The sequence below is a fragment of the Ignavibacteriota bacterium genome (assembly GCA_016716225.1).
Taxonomy (GTDB): domain Bacteria; phylum Bacteroidota; class Ignavibacteria; order Ignavibacteriales; family Melioribacteraceae.
The window spans coordinates 1,029,787-1,052,592 of record JADJWT010000001.1 but is presented as its reverse complement, the minus strand read 5'-3'; the positions used below and the strand labels follow the sequence as shown (position 1 = coordinate 1,052,592).

Genomic DNA, 22,806 nt, shown 5'->3' with positions numbered 1-22,806 from the left:
AAACTTTATGAATCCCGAAATTAAAAATTTCTTTTATCCTAATTCAATTTGCATTGCCGGAGCTTCATCTAAAGAAAAAAGTATTGGTTATGAAATTCTGAGATCGATAAAGGATAATAATTATACCGGTAAAATATTTCCCGTAAATCCAAAATCAGAAAGCATTTTAGGATTTAAATGTTATAAAACAATTTCTGATATTTCCGAAAATATTGATTTGGCAATAATTGTAGTTCCAAAACAATTTGTGGAAAAATCAATTGATGAGTTGATTGAAAAAAATATTAAATCAATAATTTTAATCACTGCGGGATTTAAAGAAACCGGCGAAGAAGGAAAAATTCACGAAGCAAAAATTCTTAAAAAAGTTAGAGAAAATAATATTAGATTGGTTGGTCCAAACTGCATGGGCATAATCAACACTTTAGAAAATGTAAAACTAAATGCAACATTCGTTGGAGAAAAACCGCAGCCCGGAAGTATTTCATTTCTTTCACAAAGCGGCGCACTTGGTGCAATGGTTTTAAATTCATTAACTGAAACAAATATTAAGTTTTCACAATTTATTAGTGTAGGAAATAAAGCCGATGTTTCTGAAAACGATATACTTCAATTCTGGCTTGAGGATGACACTGTTAAAGTTATCACAATGTATCTGGAAAGTTTTGAAAATGGTTTCGAATTTCTAAATATTTTAAATTCTGCAAAAACAAAAAAAACGGTTATAATTTTAAAAGCCGGCAAAACCAAAGCCGGAATGAAAGCCGCAAGTTCGCATACTGGAGCTTTAAGCAGCAATGATAAAATTGTTGATTCGCTTTTAAATCAATTTGGAATTATACGAGTAAAAAATTTAAGTGAATTATTCAATGCAGCAAAGGGTTTTGAGAATTTTTCAATTCCAAAAGGAAAAAATATTGTGGTAATCACAAACGCCGGCGGACCCGCAATTTTAGCTGTTGATAAATTAGAAGAAAGAAATTTAAATCTCGCTCAAATTTCAGAAAGTACAAAAATTAAATTAAGAGAAATTGTTCATCCGGAAGGAAGTGTAAATAACCCAATAGATTTACTACCCGGCGGCAATCCGGAAAGTTATAAAAATGTAATTGAAGTAATTCTTCAAGATGAAAATGTAGATGCGGTAATTTCAATTTTTGTAGAACCCGTAATGGTAAATGCATTTGAAGTTATTGAATCTGTAAATTCCATAAAGTCAGAAAAACCAATTTATCAAGTTTGTATGCCTTTGCCAGAGTTTTGGGAAAAGTATAAATCTGAATCAAAATATAAATTGCCGATTTTCAGAAATCCAGAAGATCCGGCAGAAATAATTTCCAACATTTTATTGTTTGAAGAAAAGAAAAACAATAAATATGATTTTGCCGGAAAGAAAAATAATTTTATAAATACGACCGTTGAAGGAAAATTTCTCGATCAAAATAAAATTTTCGAACTTTGTAAGAAATATAAAATTCCAATTGTTGAACAAAAATTATTGAATGAAACAGAAATTGTAAATTCTAAATTTACATTTCCAATTGTTGTTAAAGGTATATCTGATAAGGCAATTCACAAATCTGAATTAAATGCTGTGAAATTGAATATCAAAAATTATGAAGAATTAAAATCTGCAATTGATGAAATAATATCATCATTCAAAAAAAATAATATTGAAGTTGAAAAATTTTTAATTCAGTCATTTATAAAAACCAAACACGAATTGCTAATCGGTGGATTTAGAGATTCATCATTTGGACCAATAATAATATTTGGTTCCGGCGGAAAGTACGTTGAAGTTTTTGAAGATACGAAAATTAAATCTGCATACTTAAATGAAAATGATATGTCTGAAATTATTGAGAATACGAAAATTGGAAAAATCTTAAAAGGCGTGCGCGGTGAAAAAAGTATTGATTTGGAAAAAGTGAAAAGTTTAATTTATTCGTCTGCAAAAATGTTGATTGAAAATGAAGAAATTTTGGAGTTTGATTTTAATCCAATTATTGTTGATGAACAAAATAATTTATTTGCTGTTGACGTTAGAATAAAATCGGAAGATTAATTATTTAAATCATTATTTTTGCAAAACAAAAAAAGATAATTTTATGAAAATAGCATTTGCATCAAGTGAAATAATTCCGTTTGCTAAAACCGGCGGACTTGGAGAAGTGAGCGGAACTTTGCCAATTGAATTAGCAAAATTAGGTCATGAAGTTAAAGTCTTTATGCCAAAATATTATCAAGTGAATGAACATGAATATGGTCATCATTATGATAGCTTAATTGGTGAAATGAAAATTTCCACTGGTGGTTATCAGCATAGCGTTCACGTTTTTTATGGAAAACTTCCCCACTCAAATGTTGATGCGTATTTTGTGCACTATCCAAATTTTTATCACAGAAGCAAAATATATACGGAAGATTGGGATGAAGATGAAAGATTTATTCTTTTCTCAAAAGCCGTAATTCAAATTATGCAAAAGCTGGGCTGGGCGCCGGATATTGTTCACGCAAATGATTGGCAAACCGGATTACTGCCGGTTTTTCTAAAAGAAAATTACAGTTGGGATAGTTTATTTCATAAAACAAAAACGGTTTTTACAATTCACAATATTGGTTACCAAGGAAGATTTTCTTTGGAATCTTACAAGCGCGCAGAATTGCCAAAATATCTTTTTGATAACAATGGGGTTTTAGTTCACGAAAATGATTCAAACTTTTTGAAAGCAGCAATTTTATTTTCGGATGTAATAAATACTGTAAGCGAAACTTATGCAAAGGAATTACTCACTCCGGAATATGGTGCCGGAATGTATAATTATTTATTGCAAAGATATAATGATTATTACGGAATTATAAACGGCGTTGATTATGAAGTTTGGAATCCTGAAGTTGATAAATATATTCCGCATAAATATTCGATGAATGATTTAAGTGGTAAAATAAAAAACAAAGAATTTTTATTAAGTAAATTAGAAATGCCATTCAATCCAAACGTTCCATTAATGGGAATTGTATCAAGATTGGTTTCACAAAAAGGGGTAGATATTTTAGTAGAAGCACTTCCACAATTGCTTAATCTCGATGCACAAATTGTTATACTGGGAAGCGGATCAAAATATTATGAAGATATTTTTAGAGATGCAATTCAATATTTTCCACATAAAATTGGTGCATATTTCGGTTATAGTGAAGAAGCCGCACATCAAATTGAAGCAGGTGCAGATATTTTTTTAATGCCTTCGCAGTATGAACCATGTGGTTTAAATCAAATTTATTCATTGAAATATGGAACAGTTCCGGTTGTTAGAAAAACAGGTGGACTTGCAGATACTGTGCAAGATTGGAATGAATTTAATGAATATGGGCAATCGATTGGAAATGGATTTTCTTTTTATGAATATTCCGCAAATGCTTTTATTCATGCAATAAAAAGAGCAATTAATGATTTTCACAATAAACCTGTTTGGCATCAAATACAAATGAACGGTATGATAAAAGATTATTCGTGGGAAACTTCTGCAAAGAAATATGTTGAGTTATATAAAAAGACATTGGCAAAATAATTTGAAATATACGTATTGATTTACGACAAATTCAATTTTAAGGAGATCTATTTAGATTTCATTAATCATCAAAATTCACTTTATTTTCTTAATTTAACCACACTAAATTATTTACTAAATCATTTTTTGGAGAGAAAATGTTTATTGGGAGAATTATGATTTTTCTTAGTTCATTACTTTTAATTTCAGCTTGCAATCAAAATACAAAAACAGAGAAAGAAGAAAATCCTTTTTTAACCGAATGGAAAACTCCGTTTGGAACTCCTCCGTTTGATGAAATTAAAAATGATCATTATTTGCCGGCGTATAAAGAAGCGTTAAAAATTCACGATGAAGAAATTCTGCTAATTATTAATAATTCCCAAAAACCAAATTTTGAAAATACAATTGTTGCTTTGGATCAATCCGGTGAATTACTGAAAAAAGTGAATCGAATTTTTTCTGCAATGGAAGAATCGATGAGCAGTGAAGAAATTCAAAAAATATCTGAAGAAATTACTCCGGTTTTAACAAAACATGAAGATGATATTAATCTAAATGAAAAGTTATTTGCAAAAGTGAAAGATGTTTATGATAACAGAGAAAAATTTAATTTAAATACGGAACAGCAAAAATTATTGGAATTATATTATAAAGATTTTGTTCGCGGCGGAGTAAATTTAGATGAAAAACAAAAAATTGAATTCAGAAAAATAAATGAAGAATTGGCTTTGCTTAATCTGAAATTTGGTGATAATGTTTTAAAGGAAACAAATAAGTTTGAGTTAATAATTGAAGATAAAAATGATTTGGAAGGACTTCCGGAAAGTGTAATTTCCACCGCAGCAGAAACCGCAAAAGAAAATGGTAAACCAAATAAATGGATTTTTACACTTCAAAAGCCAAGCATGATTCCGTTTTTACAATATTCTACAAAAAGAAATCTTAGAGAAAAAATTTACAAAGCTTATTTTATGCAAGGTGATAATAACGATTCTCTCGATAATAAAAATTTAATTATAAAAATTGCAAACTTAAGATTGCAACGAGCAAAAATTCTTGGATACAAAAATCATGCTGAATTTGTGCTTGAAGAACAAATGGCAAAAACTCCCGAAAATGTATATGATTTGCTAAATAAACTTTGGAAACCGGCATTGAAAAGAGCCACAACTGAAAGAGACGAAATGCAGAAATTAATTTTTGCCGAAGGAAAAAATTTTCAGTTGGAAGCTTGGGATTGGTGGTTTTATGCAGAAAAAGTAAAAAAGGCAAAATATGATTTGGATGAAGAACAATTGCGCCCGTATTTCAAAGTGGAAAATGTAATTAACGGAGTTTTTGGATTAGCAACAAAATTATGGGGAATTCAATTTGAAGAAAGAAATGATGTTCCAAAATATCATCCCGATGTAAAAGTTTTTGAAGTGAAAGAAAAAGATGGAAATCATATTGGAATTTTATACACGGATTATTTTCCGCGGGCAAGCAAACGCGGCGGAGCTTGGATGGATGAATTCCGCAGGCAATTTAAAAAAGATGGAAAAATGATTTCGCCCATAATTTATAATGTTGGAAATTTTTCCAAACCAACTTCCAGTAAACCGGCGCTATTAAGTTTAGATGAAGTTAATACATTATTTCATGAATTTGGTCATGCACTTCACGGATTGCTTTCAAACTGTACTTACGAATCTGTTGCAGCAACTGAAACCCCGAGAGATTTTGTTGAGTTTCCATCTCAAGTAATGGAAAATTGGGCTTTGCATCCCGATGTTTTAAAAACTTATGCAAAACATTTTAAAACCGGAGAAATAATTCCGGATGAATTAATCAAAAAATTAGAAAATGCAAAATTGTTCAATCAAGGATTTGAAACCGTAGAATATTTAGCCGCATCATTTTTGGATATGGATTGGCATACAATTTCTGAAGAAAAAAATATTAATGTTGATCAATTTGAAAAAGAGTCAATGAGTAAAATTGGTTTGATAAGCGAAATTATTCCACGTTACAGAAGTACATATTTCCGACATATTTTTTCCGGCTCCTATTCATCCGGATATTACAGCTATATTTGGTCGGCAGTTTTAGATTCAGATGCGTTTGATACTTTTGTAAATTCTGGCGATGTTTATAATCCGGATTTAGCAAAAAAATATAGACAATTTATTTTGGCATCTGGTGGTTCGGAAGATTCAATGGAATTATATAGAAAATTTAGAGGTGCCGATCCATCAATAAATCCATTGCTAAATAAAAGAGGATTGAATTAAAATAACATGCAGAAATTTTTAGATTTATATGATAGTTTTGTTCATAAATTCAGCCCGCAAGCATTTTTGGTATTTTCTTTTATTGCTGTAATGTTGATTGGCGCAATACTTTTAATGCAGCCGTTTTCTTTAAGAGGACAAGACATTTCTTTTATTGATTCTCTTTTTACATCTACTTCTGCAACATGTGTAACCGGATTAACGGTTGTTGATACAGCAACAAAATTTTCACTTATTGGAAAAATTATTCTTTTAGCTTTAATGCAATTAGGCGGAATAGGCGTAATGTCTTTTTCCGTACTTTTTCTATTTTTTCTTAAAGGAAAATTTGGAATTGGCAGCCGTGAAATAATTCAAGAAACAATTTCTTTTTTTAATACTAGGGATTTAAAATCATTACTTAAATCTGTATTTATTTATACAATTGTAATTGAATCAATTGGTGCAATATTATTAACGGTTAGATTTAATTTTTACATGCCGTTTTATGATGCACTTTTTGCCGGAATTTTTCACTCAATATCAGCATTTTGCAATGCTGGATTTAGTAACTTTGCAACAAATTTGGTTGAATATCAATCGGATTATTTTATCAACATTGTTATATCAGTATTAATTTTTCTTGGAGGAATTGGGTTTATTGTTTTGTACGAATTAAAAAATTCAATTGGGAAAAAGCACGGGCTCAGAAAATTATCATTACATACAAAAGTTGTTTTGCAAGTTTCTTTATTTTTAATTCTGATAGGAGGAATTTTAATTTTCATCTTTGATCATAATGTTGCATTAAAAGAAATGGATTTGAAAACACAAATTATGACTTCAATTTTTCATTCGGTCACGTCAAGAACAGCAGGTTTTAATACAATTGATATTTATAATTTTTCTATGCCTTCCATATTTGCGATTATTACTTTAATGTTTATCGGGGCTTCACCAGCATCCACGGGAGGCGGTGTTAAAACAACAACGGTTGCAGTTATTATTGCATTCATTCGTTCAAGAGTAAAAGATTCCCGAAATGTTAATCTAAAATTTACAAGTCTTCCTTTTCAAGTAATTTCAAAAACTGTAATTATTTTAGCATTTGCAATTACAATAATTGTAATCTCATCTTTTGTTTTAACAATTACCGAAATGGAAAATATTCCTTTTAATTCGAACAGTGATGAATTTATGCAATTATTTTTTGAAACAGTTTCTGCCTTTGGTACGGTTGGTTTATCGACTGGAATTACAGCATCATTATCAATTTATGGAAAATTAGTTTTAATAATTTTAATGTTTGCCGGAAGAGTTGGTCCGCTTACAATTGCTTCACTTGTTGGTTCAAAAGAAGTAGTTGATATCAGATATGCAGAAGATAATATTTTAGTAGGATAAAAAATGAAAAACATAGCAATAATAGGATTAAGCAGTTTTGGTTATTATTTGTGCGAAGCACTAAATGAACACGGTTTTAACATCATGGCAATTGACTTAAAACCGGAATTAGTCAATCAAGTAAAACCGTTTGTGAGAAAAGCAGTAATTGGTGATGCGCGAGATAAAAATTTTTTAATCCAACTTGGAATTGCAGATTTTGATACGGTTATCATCTCTGTTGGAAGCAAAATGGATACAAGTATTTTAATTACTTTATACATGAAAGAATTAAAAATTAGTGAAATTATTGCCAAAGCAATAAATGAAGATCATGCAAAAATATTAGAAAAAATAGGTGCCACAAGAATAATTTTTCCCGAAAGAGATATGGGAATTAGAATGGCGCATACAATTGCTTCACCAAACTTTTTAGAATTTATTCCGCTTACAGAAGGTTTTAGTTTAATTGAAGTTAGTCCTACACGTGAATGGATTGGTAAAAAATTAAAAGAAGTTGATTTACGAAAAAAATACAAAGTTCAAATTTCAATGGTGCGAGAAATTATTCCCGAGCGAGTTGTAATTCCAGATGGAGAATTTGTTTTTAAGGATAGCGACATACTTTATATTATTGGAGATAATAGAAGCATAAGTGCTTTGCAAGATGATTTAACATGAAAATAAAAACCCTCAGAAAGAGGGTTTTTAATGTGCACCCTGGGGGACTCGAACCCCCGACCAATTGATTAAGAGTCAACTGCTCTACCAGCTGAGCTAAGGGTGCGGTGCAAAAATACGGAAATTCTGTTAATCAAAAAAATGAAAGTTTGAAATTTACATTTCTCAAAATCTCTCAAAGTTTTCTCCTCAATCTTAGCTGAAATAAAATTATATTTTCATCATAAATTTTTGAGATTTTTAAATACTCATTTAAATTTCCGGCATTAATTTGAAAAATACACACAGAAGATATAACCCATTGACAGATGAGTGGATTCTTGTTTCGCCAAATAGAACTCAACGACCTTGGCAAGGACAAAATGAAACTCATTCGCAAATTGAAAAACCGAAATATGATCCAACTTGTTATTTGTGCCCAAATAATTCAAGATCAAACGGTGAAAAAAATCCCGATTACCATAACACATTTGTATTTGTGAATGATTTCAGCTCGCTTACAATGAATAGTGAAAGGGAAACTCTTAATATCAATAATTTGGTAAAAGCAGAAAGTGAAAATGGTATTTGTAAAGTTGTATGTTTTTCTCCTCACCATAACAAAACATTAACTGAACTGAATTTGGATGAAATAAAAAATGTAGTAACAACTTGGCAAAATGAATATGAGGAAATTGGAAATAACAATGAAATAAATTATGTGCAGATTTTTGAAAATAAAGGTTCCGTAATGGGCGCAAGCAATCCGCATCCGCATGGACAAATTTGGGCGCAGCATACAATTCCCATGGAACCACAAAAAGAACAAAATAATTTTAAGAAATATTACGAAGTTCACAAATCAACAATTTTACAAGACTACATAAAAATAGAAATTGAAAAACAAGAGAGAATCTTTTTTGAAAATTCCAGCTTTATAATTGTTGTTCCTTTTTGGGCAGTTTGGCCGTTTGAAACAATGATTATTTCGAAAAATCACATAACAAATTTATTGGAATTTAATGAACAAACTAAAACAGATTTTGCGGAAAGTATAAAAGTTCTCTCAACAAAATATGACAAAATATTTAATGTGTCGTTTCCATATTCTGCGGGAATTCATCAATCACCAACCGATGGAAAACTTCACAAAGAATGGCATTTACACATGCATTTTTATCCGCCGTTATTGCGCTCGGCTACAATTAAAAAATTTATGGTTGGATATGAAATGCTTGCAAATCCGCAAAGGGATATTACGGCGGAAAGTGCTGCAGATTTGTTAAGAAAATTATAGTTAAAAATTTGGATTAAAATGAAATCTGAAATTCTTGAAATACTAAAAAATAATTTCACTAATATTTATGAAAATCAAGTTGATGAAATTAATTATCAAATTGAACGATATAAAAGATTATTAGAAAATTTTGAAAATATATTTGGTGAAGAAAAAAATATTTCAATAATTAGTACGCCCGGAAGAACTGAATTAAGCGGAAATCACACAGACCACAACGGCGGAAAGGTAATTGCCGCAAGCATAAGTTTAGATACGGTAATTGCGTTTGCAAAATCAGAAAATATTATTTCTATAAAATCTGATAAATATGATGAAATATTTAAAGTTGATTTAAACAATCTTTCTCCGCACGAAAATGAAATTGGAACAACAAATTCTTTGATTCGTGGAATTGCTGCACAATTTGTAATTCGTGGTTTTAAAATAGGTGGATTTAATTCCGTGCTCACAAGCAATGTTTTACAAGGTTCCGGGTTAAGTTCATCAGCATCGGTGGAAGTTACAATTGGTTCAGTTCTAAATTTTTTATATAACAATAATGAAATTCCCGATTTCGTTATTGCTCAGATTGGTCAATTTGCAGAAAATAAATTTTTTGGAAAACCATGCGGACTAATGGATCAAACCGCGTGTGCTGTTGGCGGAATTATTAAAATAGATTTTGTTGATAATAAAAATCCGGTAATTCATAAAGTTAATTTTAAATTAGAGGACTTTGGATATAAATTAATTGTTGTTGATACCGGCGGAACTCATCAAAATTTAACGGATGATTATTCGGCAATTCCAAATGAAATGAAAGAAGTCGCTAATTTTTTTAATAAAGAAAAATGTTCGGAAATTAGTTTGAATCAATTTTTAGAAAATATTAATGAATTAAGAAAATCTATAAACGATAGATCAATTTTGCGCGCATTTCATTTTTTAACCGAAAACATTAGAGTTGATGAACAAATAAAATCGCTGGAAAATAATGACTTAAATCAATTTTTAAATTTGGTAAAACAATCTGGGAGCTCATCTTACAAATTCCTTCAAAATATTTATTCAAATAAAAATGTTGAAGAACAGCCCATTTCATTGGCTTTGGCAATCACAGAAAATTTTTTAGAGGAAATTGGTGAAGGAGCTTGCAGAGTTCACGGTGGAGGTTTTGCCGGAACAATTCAAGTTTTTCTACCTCAAAAAAATGTTAAAGATTATCAGAAAATTATGGAAAAAATATTCGGCGAAAATTCAGTAAACATTATAAGTATTCGTCAATTTGGTTCTGTTTTAATGTTATAATTTTTATTAAGATTTTTGTAATACATTATCAAAGTTAGTGCAAATAATATTTGAACAAGAAAATTTACTCCGCTGTAAATACTAAGCGGAAAAGTATAATCCGTTTGATATATCAAAAAGTATGAATATCCAAATGCCTTTACAAAAATTGTAATATTTAAAACTGTAAACGGATTTTTCAGCAACTCATCAATTCTTTCTAAATCAATACTATTAACTGATAGTTGAAAATAAATTATTGCAACAAACAACATTGCCGCAGAGTGAATTGTGTCTAATTTATCAATTAGATGAAGAGCTAAACCAATTAAGATTATAAATCCCCATATTTTAAAATTTATTTTTTTTCCAAAAATATTTTTCTTCACTTGTAAAAGAATAATTACGAAAAGTGTAAACTCAATCATTAAATAGAAATTCATTATCGGAAGATTTGAATTACCTAAAATAACTCGGTAATACGTCATTAAAAATTGTGTAATTACAGCGATAGGAAGCCAAACATAATAAACAAACTTGAATTCTTGATTTACGATTTTTCCTTTTACAAAAAGTAAAATTATTACCAAAACAGCAAGTGCGTAAATTGAATTTACACTTAATTCGCGAAGTAACGATAAATATTCTGGCACTTTAAAATCCTATTCGCATTTTGGCGGGGGACATGGATCGCCGGTTTGTAAACCTTTTCCAACCATTACACCTTTTGAATTATATGCGGCAAGCATTGAAATTTTTTGACCTTTATCATCCACACCTTGCACAATTCCCAAACGAACAACACTTGATTTAGAAACTAAATCTAAAACTTGCTTTACATCAAATGTTTCAATCGGAAAATGATTTTTAAATCTTTTTCCCTTTTCTCTACTATTTTTTCTGTATTTCTCAAACTGTTCGTTTTCAATTTTATGATTATGAACTTCTGCAAATACTGATTTCTGCATATTTCCTCCACTTTTAATTGGTGATTTAAGATGCAATTTTTTTTCGAATTTTTAAAGAACATTCTTTTTTATTTTAAATTTTCCTTTTTGAATTTTGTAAAAAATTAAATTTGATCTAATGATTATAATATTTATCTTAAATGATAATTATCTGCACTATTGTAAAATATATTTTACAAATCGAAATTATTTTGAAAACAATGTAATTTGTTAATATTATTTTTAAGAAATAGAATTGTTTAAATTCTTAAAATTACTGTTTTCTGAATTATCAATACAATATTACTAAATGCTGTAAATTAAAAATAAAATCATTATACATTATAAAATTTCAAATTGTCTAAATAATTATATAATTTTAATATTACATTAATTTAGTAAAATATAATTTACATTATGGAAGAATTAAAACAAAATTTAGCGAAAATTAAAGAAGAAATTGCTCTAATTATTTTTGTTGCACGCAAATCAATAAATTTAAATCATGAAGATTTATTGAAACTAACTAAAATAACCAGACCTATTCTTTCAACAATTGAAAGTGGAACTGCAAATCCAACCTTAGATTCACTACTTAAACTAAAATCTGCTCTGCAAATTAACGATGAATTTTTTCTAATGAATAAGCAGAGATTTTACTCACTTAAAAATTTACTAAAATCTAATTACTCAAATTTTCTGGTTAGCAGTGGAAAATTATTGATTAATGAAAAAGATTGGAAAATGTTAATTAAACTTTCTGATGATTATACTAAACCGTCTTATTCTAAAATTGCAAAAATTTGCAAAGAAATTGTTGTCATGAATATTAATTCGCAAGATGAATTTATGATTCAAAATGCAACAATTGGCGCAACGTTGGGAGTTATTTATCAAATTGACGGATTTGAGGATAACTTAAATTTTGGTTATTGGCTGGGAAAATCAATTCATTCATAAATTGCGATTTTTAATATTGACAAAATTATAATTATCATTTATATTTCGGTAACTAACGAAATGTAAATGAACGACAAAACAAAAATATTCAAAGCTCTTTCTGATGTAAATCGTTTGCGGATATTAAAAGCGCTTCAAACAAAAATTCTCTGCGTTTGTGAAATTAGAGAATTGTTAAAATTAGCAAATTCTACAGTTTCCCAACATTTAAAAATTCTTAAAGAAGCCGGCTTCATTATTGAACAAAAAGCTGGTAAATGGGTAAATTATCAAATTAATTTTAAACCGGAAGATGTTAGAATTTCTGCAATTTTATCTCAGCTTGATTTTTGGATTAATGATGAAATAATAATAATTGAAGACAAAAAGCAAATTTCTTGTTTGGATAGAAATATTATTTGTTGTAATTAATAAGTCATTACGCTAACTAACGAAATATTATGAAAACAAAATTAAAATTTATAGATAGATACTTAACGTTGTGGATTTTTCTCTCAATGCTTTTAGGTGTTTTTTCCGGTTATTTATTTCCAAACTTTGCGAAATTTTGGGATTCATTCAGCATTGGTACAACAAATATTCCCATTGCTATTGGCTTAATTTTAATGATGTATCCGCCGCTTGCAAAAGTAAATTATGAAGAACTTCCCGATGTTTTTAAAAATGTAAAAGTTCTAATTCTCTCTCTTGTTCAAAATTGGTTGATTGGACCAATTTTAATGTTTCTGCTTGCAATAATTTTTTTGCATGATTTTCCAAATTATATGGCGGGCTTAATTTTAATTGGTTTAGCAAGATGCATTGCAATGGTAATTGTGTGGAATCAATTAGCAAACGGTGATACAGAATATGCTGCCGGACTTGTAGCATTCAACTCAATATTTCAAGTATTGTTCTTTTCAATTTATGCTTATGTGTTTTTAACAATTTTGCCATCTTGGTTTGGTCTTCAAACTTTTGCGGTTGATATTACAATTGGACAAATTGCAGAAAGTGTTTTTATTTATTTGGGAATTCCATTTTTTGCCGGAATGTTAACAAGATATTTTTTGTTAAAAATAAAAAACAAAGACTGGTACGAAAAAAAATTCATTCCCAAAATTTCTCCAATAACATTGATTGCATTGCTTTTTACAATATTTGTAATGTTTTCTCTCAAAGGAGAATATATTGTTCAGCTTCCTTTTGATGTAATTAGAATTGCTATTCCGCTAATAATTTATTTTATAATAATGTTTCTCGCTTCGTTTTTCATCAGCAAAAAAATTGGAGCAAATTATAAAATTTCGGTAACACTTTCTTTTACAGCTGCAAGCAATAATTTTGAATTAGCCATAGCAGTTGCAATTGCAGTATTTGGGATAAATTCCGGTGAAGCCTTTGCTGCAGTTATTGGTCCGCTTGTTGAAGTTCCGATACTAATTTCTTTGGTAAATTTATCACTCTATTTTAAGAAAAAATATTTTATATAAATATCATGTTTATAGGAAATTTATGAATTCCATTTACACAATACTTTTACTTGCTGCATCAAACACGTTCATGACGTTTGCTTGGTATGGACATTTGAAATTTAAAGAAATGGATGGATTTAAAAATTTCGGACTTTTTACAGTAATTATAATCAGCTGGGGAATTGCATTTTTTGAATATTGTTTTCAAGTTCCTGCAAATAGAATCGGTTACAACGGAAATGGCGGCTCATTTAGTTTAGTTGAATTAAAAGTTCTGCAAGAAGTTATTACACTTGTGGTTTTTACATTGTTTTCACTTTTGTTATTTAAAACAGAAACATTTAGAACAAATCATGTAATTGGATTTATATTTTTGGTTTTGGCTGTTTACTTCATTTTTAAGAAATAAAAATTTTAGGAGAAATTATGAATAACGAAACAGAAATAAAAGATTCCGTAAAAAATAAATATGCGGAAATTGCAGTTGCAAATTCCGGATGTTGCTGCGGCGGAAAAAAATCAAAAGTTATTGATTACAGCATGATGCAAGATGATTATTCAAATCTTGATGGATATGTAAAAGATGCTGATATGGGTTTGGGTTGCGGAGTTCCAACAGAATTTGCGGGCATTAAAAAGGGTAATATTGTTGTTGATTTAGGTTGCGGGGCCGGAAATGATATTTTCGTTGCAAGACCACTTGTCGGTGAAGAAGGAAAATTAATAGGAATTGATTTTACTGAAGAAATGCTTGCAAAAGCTAATGCCAATAAGGCAAAACTGGGATTTGAAAATGTTGAATTCAAATTAGGTGAAATTGAAAATCTTCCTTTGGAAAATAATTCCGCAAATGTAGTAATCAGTAATTGTGTTTTAAACTTAGTTCCAAATAAAGAAAAAGCATTTTCTGAAATTTTTAGAGTGTTAAAATCCGGCGGACATTTTTGTGTTTCTGATATTGTGATAAAAGGAAATCTTCCGGAAAAATTAAAAAAATCTGCGGAAATGTATGCGGGTTGTGTTGCCGGCGCAATTCAGCAAGAAGATTATTTGGGAATAATTTCAAAAACCGGATTTGAAAATATTGAAGTGAAGAAAACAAAAGTAATTGAACTACCGGATAAAGTTTTAATTGATTATTTAAATGATGAAGAAATAAAAATATTTAGAAATAATGAAATTGGAATTTTTAGCATAACAGTTGTTGGTTATAAAAAATAAATTACATCCATTAACAAGCGGATTGCAAAATTTAAAGATTACAAGAAGATTGAGAAATCTCAAAAATGTTGAATAAAAAAATTAATTTGTAACAGAATTTATATGAATCTTTGAAAAGGAAATTTAATATGTTTTCAAAAATAGAAAATTACTTAAACTCTTTAACTCAAGAATTTTACCAAATTTCTGATCAAAGAAAAGATTTGTTAAATGATTTTGTAAATTATATTTTACAAAAACAAAATTATAAAGAAAATAGCAATTTAATTTTCATTTGTACGCATAATTCACGAAGAAGTCAATTTGCTCAAATTTGGGCAAAAGTTGCTTCTGACTTTTACGGAATAGAAAATATTAATTGCTTTTCCGGCGGAACAGAAGTTACAGCTTTTAATCCAAGAGCAATAAAAACACTTAAACAAATTGGTTTTGAAATTATTAACAGTGATAAAACCGAAAATCCAGCTTATTTAATAAAATATTCGGAAAATTCCGAAACTATAAAATGTTTTTCAAAAATTTACTCAGATTCGAACAATCCGCAAAATAATTTTGCAGCAATTATGACGTGCTCTGATGCAGATGAAAATTGTCCCGTTGTATTTGGTGCAGAAAAGAGATTTCCAATTAGATATGAAGATCCCAAAAAGTTTGATGATACAGAATTGGAAGAATCAAAATATTTGGAAAGATGCAGTGAAATTGCCCGAGAGATGTTATTTGTTTTCCAAAATTTATCGCAAAAAATATAAAATATGTTGTTGTGATTTGAAACACATAATTCAATTTATAACATTTTAATAAAACAATTCGTTCGAATTTCTCTTAAAATCACACATTTTTTACTGGTACATCTATTGTAATTTAATAATCAAATAACCAGTAAAAGCATATGAAAAAATCAATTTTAAATTTTAGCAAATTTAAATATTTAGCAATTTTATTTTTTATAATATCGCACACTATTATTGCACAAACTCAAGTGTTTACAGATAATTTCAGCTCCGGAACTTCAAATTGGGTTTTAACCGGAAGTTGGGGATTAACAACTTCCAATTATAATTCAGCTTCTCATTCATTAGCCGAAAGTCCCACCGGAAATTATGCAAATATGCAAAACACTTCTGCAACATCAATTAATATTGATTTAAGCAGTTATCAAGGTGCGGAATTTAGTTTTTGGTCGAAATACAATTTGGAAAATGCGTTTGATTATATTTATATCGAAATTTCGAAAGATAACGGAACAAGTTATGTAAAACTTACGGAATTTACGGGAGTTTCATCAACATGGCAAAAATATATTTTTAATATTGGAACCTTTGCCGGATATTCAAATGTGAAAATACGTTTTAGATTTTATAGCGATCAATATGTTGTTGCCGATGGAATTTATATTGATGATGTAGAAATTTTGGGTTCAACAATTGATAATTCTCCACCGTTAATTGTACATAATGGACCTCAATTTTATGAAGGAATGCAAGATGTAAATAATGTAATTGCAGAAATTACAGATGTTTCCGGAATAAATTCAGCAACTCTTTTTTATTTTGTTGATGGCGTTGGTCCAACTTCAGTTTCGGGAGTAAACTCAAGCGGAAATAATTATTCTTTTACAATTCCGGTACAAAATCCCGGATCAAAAATTTCTTACAAAATTAAAGCTGTTGATAATGCAATTTCACAAAATCAAACAGATACAACATCAGCTCCAAAATATGAATACATTTCTGGAACTTATTTAGCTTACGATGATGGAATTGTTGATGCAGTTGCAACAACTACTGGAACAGCAGCTGTTGCGGTTAAAATTACAGTTCCTACAAATATGTATGGAAGATTAGTTACGGTTTTAATCAGAAATTACCGAGACACAAATTTGTCAAATGGAAATATGTTGTTTCATGTTTGGAGCAATAATAACGGAGTTCCGGGAGCCGATTTAATTACTCCGTTTTCTGTAACTCCGGAAGCAACTTTAGATAATCCGTTTCCGTTTACTAAAATTGATCTAAGAAATTATTCTGAACTTCATGATTTACAAAATGATTTTTTCATAGGATATACAGTTCCAACGAACTCTGTTCACATGGTTGTTAGCAATAATTCGCACGGAAGATCATATTCTTTTAACGGAACAAATTGGAGCACTTTTTCAAAAGATTATGAAATGAGAGCAATAATTTTTGAAAGTACTTCACCGCTTCCGGTTGAGTTAACTTCATTTTCTGCAAATGTTGAGGAAAATAAAATTCTTCTAAATTGGGAAACAGCAACAGAAGTTAATAATTATGGTTTTGAAATTGAAAAAAAGAAATCTGAAATTAGAAGTAAGAATTTAACATGGGAAAAAGTTGGATTTGTTGAAGGAAATGGGAACAGCAATTCGCCAAAATATTATACTTATGAAGATCAATCATTAAAAATTGCCGGAAAATATTTTTACAGATTAAAACAAATTGATATTGATGGAAAATTCGAATATTCAGATGAAATTGAAGTAAATATTTCTGCTCCGAAAGAAATTAATTTATCACAAAATTATCCAAATCCGTTTAATCCAGTTACAGCAATAAAATATAGTATTCCGTCAAACTTGAAAAGTGAAACGTCTAATGTAAAAATAGTTGTGTTTGATATTTTAGGAAAAGAAATTGCGACTTTAGTAAATGAAAAACAAAATTCGGGTAATTATGAAGTAAATTTTGATGGAAATAGTCTTCCAAGCGGAATTTATTTTTATAAACTTCAAGTTGATAACTTTAGTAAAACTCAAAAAATGATTTTAATGAAATAAAAACTTGCTAAAATAAAATTATAAAACCCGCTTATTTGCGGGTTTTTTGTTTTAAAACTGTTAACAACTTATTCGATAATTATATGAACCGTACTAATAATTAATATTTTTACAAATTTTTATAAATGATAAAAATTCAAAAAAAAATATTTTTACCAATTATAATTTTACTTTTGGAATATTTTCAAATCTTTGCCGGACAGCAAAATTTTGATTCTTCATTTGCATTAACAAAATCAGATAGTTTAAAAACTTTACTTACACAAGAATCAATAGATACAGTAAAAGTAAATCTTCTTAATGAAATTGCTTGGTATTTGGCTCCGACTGACTATAGTGAAAGTATCAAATATGCAGAAATGGCAAAAAAACTCTCTTCTGAAGTTGGATTTGAAAAAGGAATTGGTGACGCGTACAATATTTTTGGAGAAATTTACAGATATAAAGGTGATATAAAATTATCAATTGAAAATCATAACTATGCACTTTCTATTTTCAAAAATTTACATTTGAAAGAAAAAATTGCCAAGACAAAAAACAATATCGGAATGGCATATTATAATGTTTCCGATTTTAAGAACTCGCTGCAAAATTTTGAAAGCTCGCTGCAAATTTATCAAGAGTTAAAAATTCAAGAAGGAATTGGTGATAATTTAGGAAAAATTGGAATTCTACTCAGCACATTTAAGAAGTATGAAAGTGCTTTAGAATATTTTAAAAGTGCGTTAAAAATTTATGAGGAAACTAATAATCAATCAAATATAGCCGTGCAATTGGGGAATATAGGATTAACATATTTTGAATTGAAAGATTATAAATTATCGAATGAATATTACAACAATGCTTTGGCAATTTTCAAAAAAATTGAAGATAAATATAATTATTCAGTTTTTTTGGGAAACATTGGGTTGGTCTGCGCTGAGCAGAATAAATTTTCCGAAGCATTAATGTATTATAAAAATGCCCTTAAAATTGCGAACGAAATTAATGATAATTACGGAATTGCATATCTTCATGGAAATATTGGCAGACTGAAAATTAAAATTTTTAACGTAAACAAAAAGTTAGTAAGCGAAGAAAAACTAAATGAAATTCTAAACGAAGCAAAGGAAAATTATCTTATTTCAATTTTGGGTTTCCGTAAATTAGGAATGATTGATGAAGAAAAAACACATCTTTTGTATCTTGCTGAACTTTATAAAATAAACGGAAATTATAAATCAGCATTGGAAAATTTTTCGCTGGCAAAAATTCTGCAAGATAGTTTAAACAATTCTGCAAATAAAAAAATGATTGCGGAATTGGAAATCAAACAACAGTTGGAATCAAAAGAAAACGAAATTTTGCTTTTAAATGAAGAAAATGAAAAGAAAACTTTAATAGCATTTGGGTTGTTTGGATTTTTCTTTATAGGATTTTCAACAGCAATAATTATCTATGTTTTTTACAGAAAGAAACAAAAGCAAAATAAATTACTTTTAGAAACCGAGAAAAATCTCAGATCAAAAAAAATTCAACTTGAAATTTATCAAGGTCAATTAGAACAATTAGTTTTTGAGAGAACTCAAGAATTAGAAAGCGAAATTAAAGAAAGAAAAAAAATTGAAAAAGATTTGGTAATTGCTAAAGAAACCGCTGAAGCTGCAAGCAATTCAAAATCAGTTTTTTTGGCTAATATGAGTCATGAACTTAGAACTCCTTTAGTTGGAATTTTAGGTTATTCTGATTTAATGAGAAATATGATTGAAGATCCCGATTTAAAAGAAATGGCGGAAGGAATAAACAGAACCGGCAACCGACTTCTTTCAACATTAAGTTTGGTTTTAGATTTAGCAAGGTTAGAATCAGATATGCTTGAAATAAATCTTAAACCAATTGATATAATTCAAGAAATTAAAGAAACTTGTACAAGTTTTAGAGGAGCTTTATCAAATAAAAAATTAGGCTTTGATGTAAATCTTCACACAGATAGTTTTATGCTGGATATGGATCAATCGATGTTTAGAGTAATTTTGGAAAACTTAATTAATAATGCATTTAAGTTTACATCAAATGGTGAGATAAGAATTTTAACATCAATAGAAAATGACTTAATTGATTCAAAATTTGTTATAAAAGTTCAAGATACGGGAATTGGAATAAAGAAAGATCAAATTCCGTTAATCTTTAAAGAATTTAAACAACTTAGTGAAGGATTTACAAAAGATTTTCAAGGAAGCGGTTTAGGTTTGGCAATCACAAAAAAATATATTGAATTACTTGGTGGAAATATAAGTGTAGAAAGTGAATTTGGAAAAGGGACAACTTTTATAATAAGTTTCGCAATAAAAATTCAATCGGCTGCGTAATTAATTTTTCTATCTTAAACTTTTATGACTTCTTTAAAATAAAAATCTGCTAGGCACGCAAGGCACCTAACAGACTTCTTTGGTTCCCCCCTGAACCTCCGAAAAAATTTCTAAATCATAATAAATCAGTAAAATCAAAATTTATTTTCTTACATTATGTTCGGAACTTTAAGTTTAAACTTTAGTGATTTTAATCACACATATCAGCACAAAAAATTGAATTGAATTAGAAGAATTATTTATTAAAATACAAAAAAAATCTGCTGTTTTTGGCAGCAGATCTTTTCAAAAAATTATATAATAAAAATCTATTTTGTTCTTGTCCAGCCGTATCTTGAGAAATGAGGAATTTGAACTCCGATAATTTCAAGTAGTCCCTTTTCAAGATCAAATTTAATATTATCAAATTTTAAATGTTCGGATTCTCCATCAAGATAATCGAAATTAAAATCTTTCAGATCAAATTCTTTCAAATCAGCATTCATAAATTTCAAATCAAGAATTACCGGTTTATCAAATGTAAATGGTGAGGGATATAATTCTACACCCAATGTTTCTAAATCAAAAATAATATCAAATGTTAAATCACCTTTGTAAGCACTATCCGGAATATTTAGAACAGCATCAAGTTTTAAGATTTTGCTTCTCTTATTTTTAAATTGATGTTTAACAAAAACCTTTCCGCCTTTTTCTCCATTTACTGTTAAAGAATAAGAGTGTTTTTGTTTAAAGAATGTTGTATCAACAGTTTCAATTACAGTATCTCCCATAATTTTAGTAATCGTTAAACTCTCATTGCTAAAATTTGTTTGCGGAGTTAAAATTGAATTTTCATCGCTGCATGCAATAAATGTAAATAAAATTATAGCTATAAATAAAAATGATTTTTTCATTTGGAGCTTCCCTGTTTTTGAAATTTCCTTTCTTGATTTGAATAGAAATAGAATTTATTAATTTTTCTAAATCAGATTCGGTATTCAAAACTTTTTGTTTAGTGATTTTAATCACATTTGATTTTTAAGCAAATCTGATTTCTTATTTTTTCTAACGGTTTTTATACTGGAAAATGTAAAGAATAACAAAAAGCAAACTAATATGATATTTGAAATAGCCAAAGTATTATGTGATTTTTTATCTTATATTCGAGAAAGTTCAAAAAAAATTTAGTGATATAAATCAATTAGCAAAAAAATGAATAGATTTGAAATTGTAGTTAAATTTTTTTCGATAATAAAATATCAGAGAGGTATTTCTTGATGCGAAAATTTCTTCTAATAATTTTTTTGGGTGGTTTAATGAATTTTAATGCTGAAAGTATTTCAAAAATTGATCAAGAACTTTTTAACAAAGCCGTTGAGTTAAGTAAAAAATTATTAATAATTGATACCCATATTGATTTGCCAATGCGTTTAAATAGTAATTGGGAAGATATTTCTGTTAAATCAAATAACGGTCATTTTGATTACGAGCGTTCAATCCAAGGCGGATTAAACGCTGCATTTATGTCAATTTACATTCCGGCAGAATTGGGTGAATCCGATCAAGCTTTCAATTTAGCTGATTCATTAATAAATTTGGTTGAATATTTAGCAAAAACTTATCCCAATAAATTTGCAATTGCAGTTTCAACAGAAGATGTAAAAAATCAATTTGGTAAAGGAATTATTTCATTTCCAATGGGAATGGAAAATGGAAGTCCGATTAACGGAAATTTTGAAAATTTAAAACATTTTTATGATAGAGGAATTAGGTATATAACTTTAACACACTCAAAATCAAATCACATATGTGATTCTTCTTACGATCCAAATAAAAAGTGGAAAGGTTTAAGTCCGTTTGGAAAATCTTTAATTCCGGAAATGAACAAACTCGGAATTTTGGTTGATATTTCACACGTTTCAGATGATGCATTTTATCAAACAGTAGAAATTTCAAAAGTTCCGGTAATTGCAACACACTCATCTTGCAGATTTTACACTCCAAATTTTGAAAGAAATATGAGTGATGAAATGATAAAAAAATTAGCGGAAAAAGGCGGAGTAATTCAAATTACATTTGGGTCATATTTTATAAGTGGAGATTTTAATAGAAAATCCGAAGAAATTGATAAATATTTATCGCATAATCATATTGCAAGGTATTCTGAAGAAGGAAAAAATTTTGTTGAAAATTATTTAAAAAATGATCCAATGAAACCCGGAACTGTTGAAGACGTTGCAGATCATATAGATCATGTTGTAAAGTTAGTTGGAATTGATCATGTCGGTTTGGGATCAGATTTTGAAGGAGTAAACACACTTCCTGAAAATTTAAAAGACGCTTCATATTATCCGTATATCATTTATGAATTATTGAAAAAAAATTACTCTGAAAATGATATTGAAAAAATTTGCTCGGGAAATATGTTAAGAGTTTGGAAGCAGACAGAAGATTTTGCAAAAGCATTTAAATAATAATCCGGAATTATTTATTTAACAATTCCGGATTTTAAATTTCGTAAATTAGTTCGCAATACAGCATGATAGTGATTGTGGCTTATTTTCTCACTTTACTTTTTTCTTTGAAGTTATTGCTTGTTTGTAAAAGTAAATTTCGAGGTTTAACCATTAGTCAAAGTCAGCTTGAGATTTCATTCCACTTTCGTCAATCATAACATACCCTTTC

The 22,806-nt window shown here is 28.8% G+C and carries 19 protein-coding genes and 1 tRNA gene; 16 read left to right on the top strand and 4 right to left on the bottom strand.

The window, feature by feature from the left end:
• The first annotated feature begins 7 nt into the window (after nt 1-7).
• The 5 genes from IPM32_04510 to IPM32_04490 all read left to right on the top strand — a co-directional run bounded on the left by IPM32_04510 (nt 8) and on the right by IPM32_04490 (nt 7,867).
• On the top strand, nt 8-2,065 hold the full coding sequence (locus IPM32_04510) for an acetate--CoA ligase family protein (GenBank protein ID MBK8944516.1): 2,058 nt from the start codon (nt 8-10) through the stop codon (nt 2,063-2,065).
• Between the two features lie 43 nt (nt 2,066-2,108).
• Nucleotides 2,109-3,569: a glycogen synthase GlgA gene (glgA, locus tag IPM32_04505; protein ID MBK8944515.1), complete on the top strand. Its 1,461-nt coding sequence runs from the start codon at nt 2,109-2,111 to the stop codon at nt 3,567-3,569.
• 143 nt (nt 3,570-3,712) lie between these two features.
• A complete protein-coding gene (locus IPM32_04500; protein ID MBK8944514.1) occupies nt 3,713-5,824 on the top strand; it encodes a M3 family metallopeptidase in 2,112 nt (703 codons plus the stop codon).
• A 6-nt stretch (nt 5,825-5,830) separates the two neighbouring features.
• Nucleotides 5,831-7,207, top strand: a complete 1,377-nt coding sequence (locus IPM32_04495; GenBank protein ID MBK8944513.1) for a hypothetical protein — start codon at nt 5,831-5,833, stop codon at nt 7,205-7,207.
• A gap of 3 nt (nt 7,208-7,210) precedes the next feature.
• The gene (locus IPM32_04490) at nt 7,211-7,867 is read left to right on the top strand and encodes a TrkA family potassium uptake protein (GenBank protein ID MBK8944512.1); all 657 of its coding nucleotides are present in this window, start codon (nt 7,211-7,213) and stop codon (nt 7,865-7,867) included.
• Nucleotides 7,868-7,900: 33 nt separating this feature from the next.
• Here IPM32_04490 and IPM32_04485 read toward each other — a convergent pair.
• A tRNA-Lys gene (locus IPM32_04485) sits at nt 7,901-7,973 on the bottom strand.
• 150 nt (nt 7,974-8,123) lie between these two features.
• Here IPM32_04485 and IPM32_04480 point away from each other — a divergent pair.
• Together IPM32_04480 and IPM32_04475 are read left to right on the top strand one after the other, a co-directional pair.
• Nucleotides 8,124-9,143 (top strand): UDP-glucose--hexose-1-phosphate uridylyltransferase, encoded by a 1,020-nt coding sequence (locus IPM32_04480; GenBank protein ID MBK8944511.1) that lies wholly within the window; start codon nt 8,124-8,126, stop codon nt 9,141-9,143.
• 18 nt (nt 9,144-9,161) lie between these two features.
• Entirely contained in the window at nt 9,162-10,433 is a 1,272-nt protein-coding gene (locus IPM32_04475) for a galactokinase (GenBank protein MBK8944510.1), read from the top strand.
• Here the strand turns inward: IPM32_04475 and IPM32_04470 are convergent.
• On the bottom strand, nt 10,406-11,065 hold the full coding sequence (locus tag IPM32_04470; protein MBK8944509.1) for a hypothetical protein: 660 nt from the start codon (nt 11,063-11,065) through the stop codon (nt 10,406-10,408). The two genes, IPM32_04475 and IPM32_04470, sit on opposite strands and share 28 nt — an antisense overlap.
• Before the next feature lie 9 nt (nt 11,066-11,074).
• Nucleotides 11,075-11,380 (bottom strand): hypothetical protein, encoded by a 306-nt coding sequence (locus tag IPM32_04465; GenBank protein MBK8944508.1) that lies wholly within the window; start codon nt 11,378-11,380, stop codon nt 11,075-11,077.
• 396 nt (nt 11,381-11,776) lie between these two features.
• Here IPM32_04465 and IPM32_04460 point away from each other — a divergent pair, with 396 nt between their 5' ends.
• The 8 genes from IPM32_04460 to IPM32_04425 all read left to right on the top strand — a co-directional run bounded on the left by IPM32_04460 (nt 11,777) and on the right by IPM32_04425 (nt 20,142).
• Complete coding sequence (locus IPM32_04460) at nt 11,777-12,319, top strand: helix-turn-helix transcriptional regulator (GenBank protein MBK8944507.1); 543 nt, start codon at nt 11,777-11,779, stop codon at nt 12,317-12,319.
• A 66-nt stretch (nt 12,320-12,385) separates the two neighbouring features.
• Nucleotides 12,386-12,730, top strand: a complete 345-nt coding sequence (locus tag IPM32_04455; GenBank protein ID MBK8944506.1) for a winged helix-turn-helix transcriptional regulator — start codon at nt 12,386-12,388, stop codon at nt 12,728-12,730.
• Nucleotides 12,731-12,759: 29 nt separating this feature from the next.
• Nucleotides 12,760-13,791, top strand: coding sequence for an ACR3 family arsenite efflux transporter (gene arsB / locus IPM32_04450; GenBank protein MBK8944505.1), 1,032 nt, complete (start codon nt 12,760-12,762; stop codon nt 13,789-13,791).
• Between the two features lie 22 nt (nt 13,792-13,813).
• Nucleotides 13,814-14,182, top strand: a complete 369-nt coding sequence (locus tag IPM32_04445) for a DMT family protein (protein MBK8944504.1) — start codon at nt 13,814-13,816, stop codon at nt 14,180-14,182.
• A gap of 17 nt (nt 14,183-14,199) precedes the next feature.
• Nucleotides 14,200-14,994: an arsenite methyltransferase gene (gene arsM, locus IPM32_04440; GenBank protein MBK8944503.1), complete on the top strand. Its 795-nt coding sequence runs from the start codon at nt 14,200-14,202 to the stop codon at nt 14,992-14,994.
• A gap of 128 nt (nt 14,995-15,122) precedes the next feature.
• On the top strand, nt 15,123-15,746 hold the full coding sequence (locus IPM32_04435; protein ID MBK8944502.1) for a protein-tyrosine-phosphatase: 624 nt from the start codon (nt 15,123-15,125) through the stop codon (nt 15,744-15,746).
• Nucleotides 15,747-15,886: 140 nt separating this feature from the next.
• Entirely contained in the window at nt 15,887-17,794 is a 1,908-nt protein-coding gene (locus tag IPM32_04430) for a T9SS type A sorting domain-containing protein (GenBank protein MBK8944501.1), read from the top strand.
• A gap of 125 nt (nt 17,795-17,919) precedes the next feature.
• Entirely contained in the window at nt 17,920-20,142 is a 2,223-nt protein-coding gene (locus IPM32_04425; GenBank protein ID MBK8944500.1) for a tetratricopeptide repeat-containing sensor histidine kinase, read from the top strand.
• A gap of 308 nt (nt 20,143-20,450) precedes the next feature.
• On the opposite strand, the gene IPM32_04420 is transcribed toward IPM32_04425, so the two are convergent.
• Nucleotides 20,451-21,035, bottom strand: coding sequence for a hypothetical protein (locus IPM32_04420; protein MBK8944499.1), 585 nt, complete (start codon nt 21,033-21,035; stop codon nt 20,451-20,453).
• Between the two features lie 363 nt (nt 21,036-21,398).
• On the opposite strand from IPM32_04420, the gene IPM32_04415 reads away from it, so the two are divergent.
• Nucleotides 21,399-22,595: a dipeptidase gene (locus IPM32_04415; protein MBK8944498.1), complete on the top strand. Its 1,197-nt coding sequence runs from the start codon at nt 21,399-21,401 to the stop codon at nt 22,593-22,595.
• Nucleotides 22,596-22,806 lie beyond the last annotated feature (211 nt).

Excerpts from the sequence above, each read along its gene's own strand:
- IPM32_04510 (MBK8944516.1), top strand. The coding sequence starts at position 8 with ATGAATCCCGAAATTAAAAATTTCTTTTATCCTAATTCAATTTGCATT.
- glgA (MBK8944515.1), top strand. The coding sequence starts at position 2,109 with ATGAAAATAGCATTTGCATCAAGTGAAATAATTCCGTTTGCTAAAACC.
- IPM32_04495 (MBK8944513.1), top strand. The coding sequence starts at position 5,831 with ATGCAGAAATTTTTAGATTTATATGATAGTTTTGTTCATAAATTCAGC.
- IPM32_04490 (MBK8944512.1), top strand. The coding sequence starts at position 7,211 with ATGAAAAACATAGCAATAATAGGATTAAGCAGTTTTGGTTATTATTTG.
- IPM32_04475 (MBK8944510.1), top strand. The coding sequence starts at position 9,162 with ATGAAATCTGAAATTCTTGAAATACTAAAAAATAATTTCACTAATATT.
- IPM32_04465 (MBK8944508.1), bottom strand. The coding sequence starts at position 11,380 with ATGCAGAAATCAGTATTTGCAGAAGTTCATAATCATAAAATTGAAAAC.
- IPM32_04460 (MBK8944507.1), top strand. The coding sequence starts at position 11,777 with ATGGAAGAATTAAAACAAAATTTAGCGAAAATTAAAGAAGAAATTGCT.
- IPM32_04455 (MBK8944506.1), top strand. The coding sequence starts at position 12,386 with ATGAACGACAAAACAAAAATATTCAAAGCTCTTTCTGATGTAAATCGT.
- arsB (MBK8944505.1), top strand. The coding sequence starts at position 12,760 with ATGAAAACAAAATTAAAATTTATAGATAGATACTTAACGTTGTGGATT.
- IPM32_04445 (MBK8944504.1), top strand. The coding sequence starts at position 13,814 with ATGAATTCCATTTACACAATACTTTTACTTGCTGCATCAAACACGTTC.
- arsM (MBK8944503.1), top strand. The coding sequence starts at position 14,200 with ATGAATAACGAAACAGAAATAAAAGATTCCGTAAAAAATAAATATGCG.
- IPM32_04435 (MBK8944502.1), top strand. The coding sequence starts at position 15,123 with ATGTTTTCAAAAATAGAAAATTACTTAAACTCTTTAACTCAAGAATTT.
- IPM32_04430 (MBK8944501.1), top strand. The coding sequence starts at position 15,887 with ATGAAAAAATCAATTTTAAATTTTAGCAAATTTAAATATTTAGCAATT.
- IPM32_04425 (MBK8944500.1), top strand. The coding sequence starts at position 17,920 with ATGATAAAAATTCAAAAAAAAATATTTTTACCAATTATAATTTTACTT.
- IPM32_04420 (MBK8944499.1), bottom strand. The coding sequence starts at position 21,035 with ATGAAAAAATCATTTTTATTTATAGCTATAATTTTATTTACATTTATT.
- IPM32_04415 (MBK8944498.1), top strand. The coding sequence starts at position 21,399 with ATGCGAAAATTTCTTCTAATAATTTTTTTGGGTGGTTTAATGAATTTT.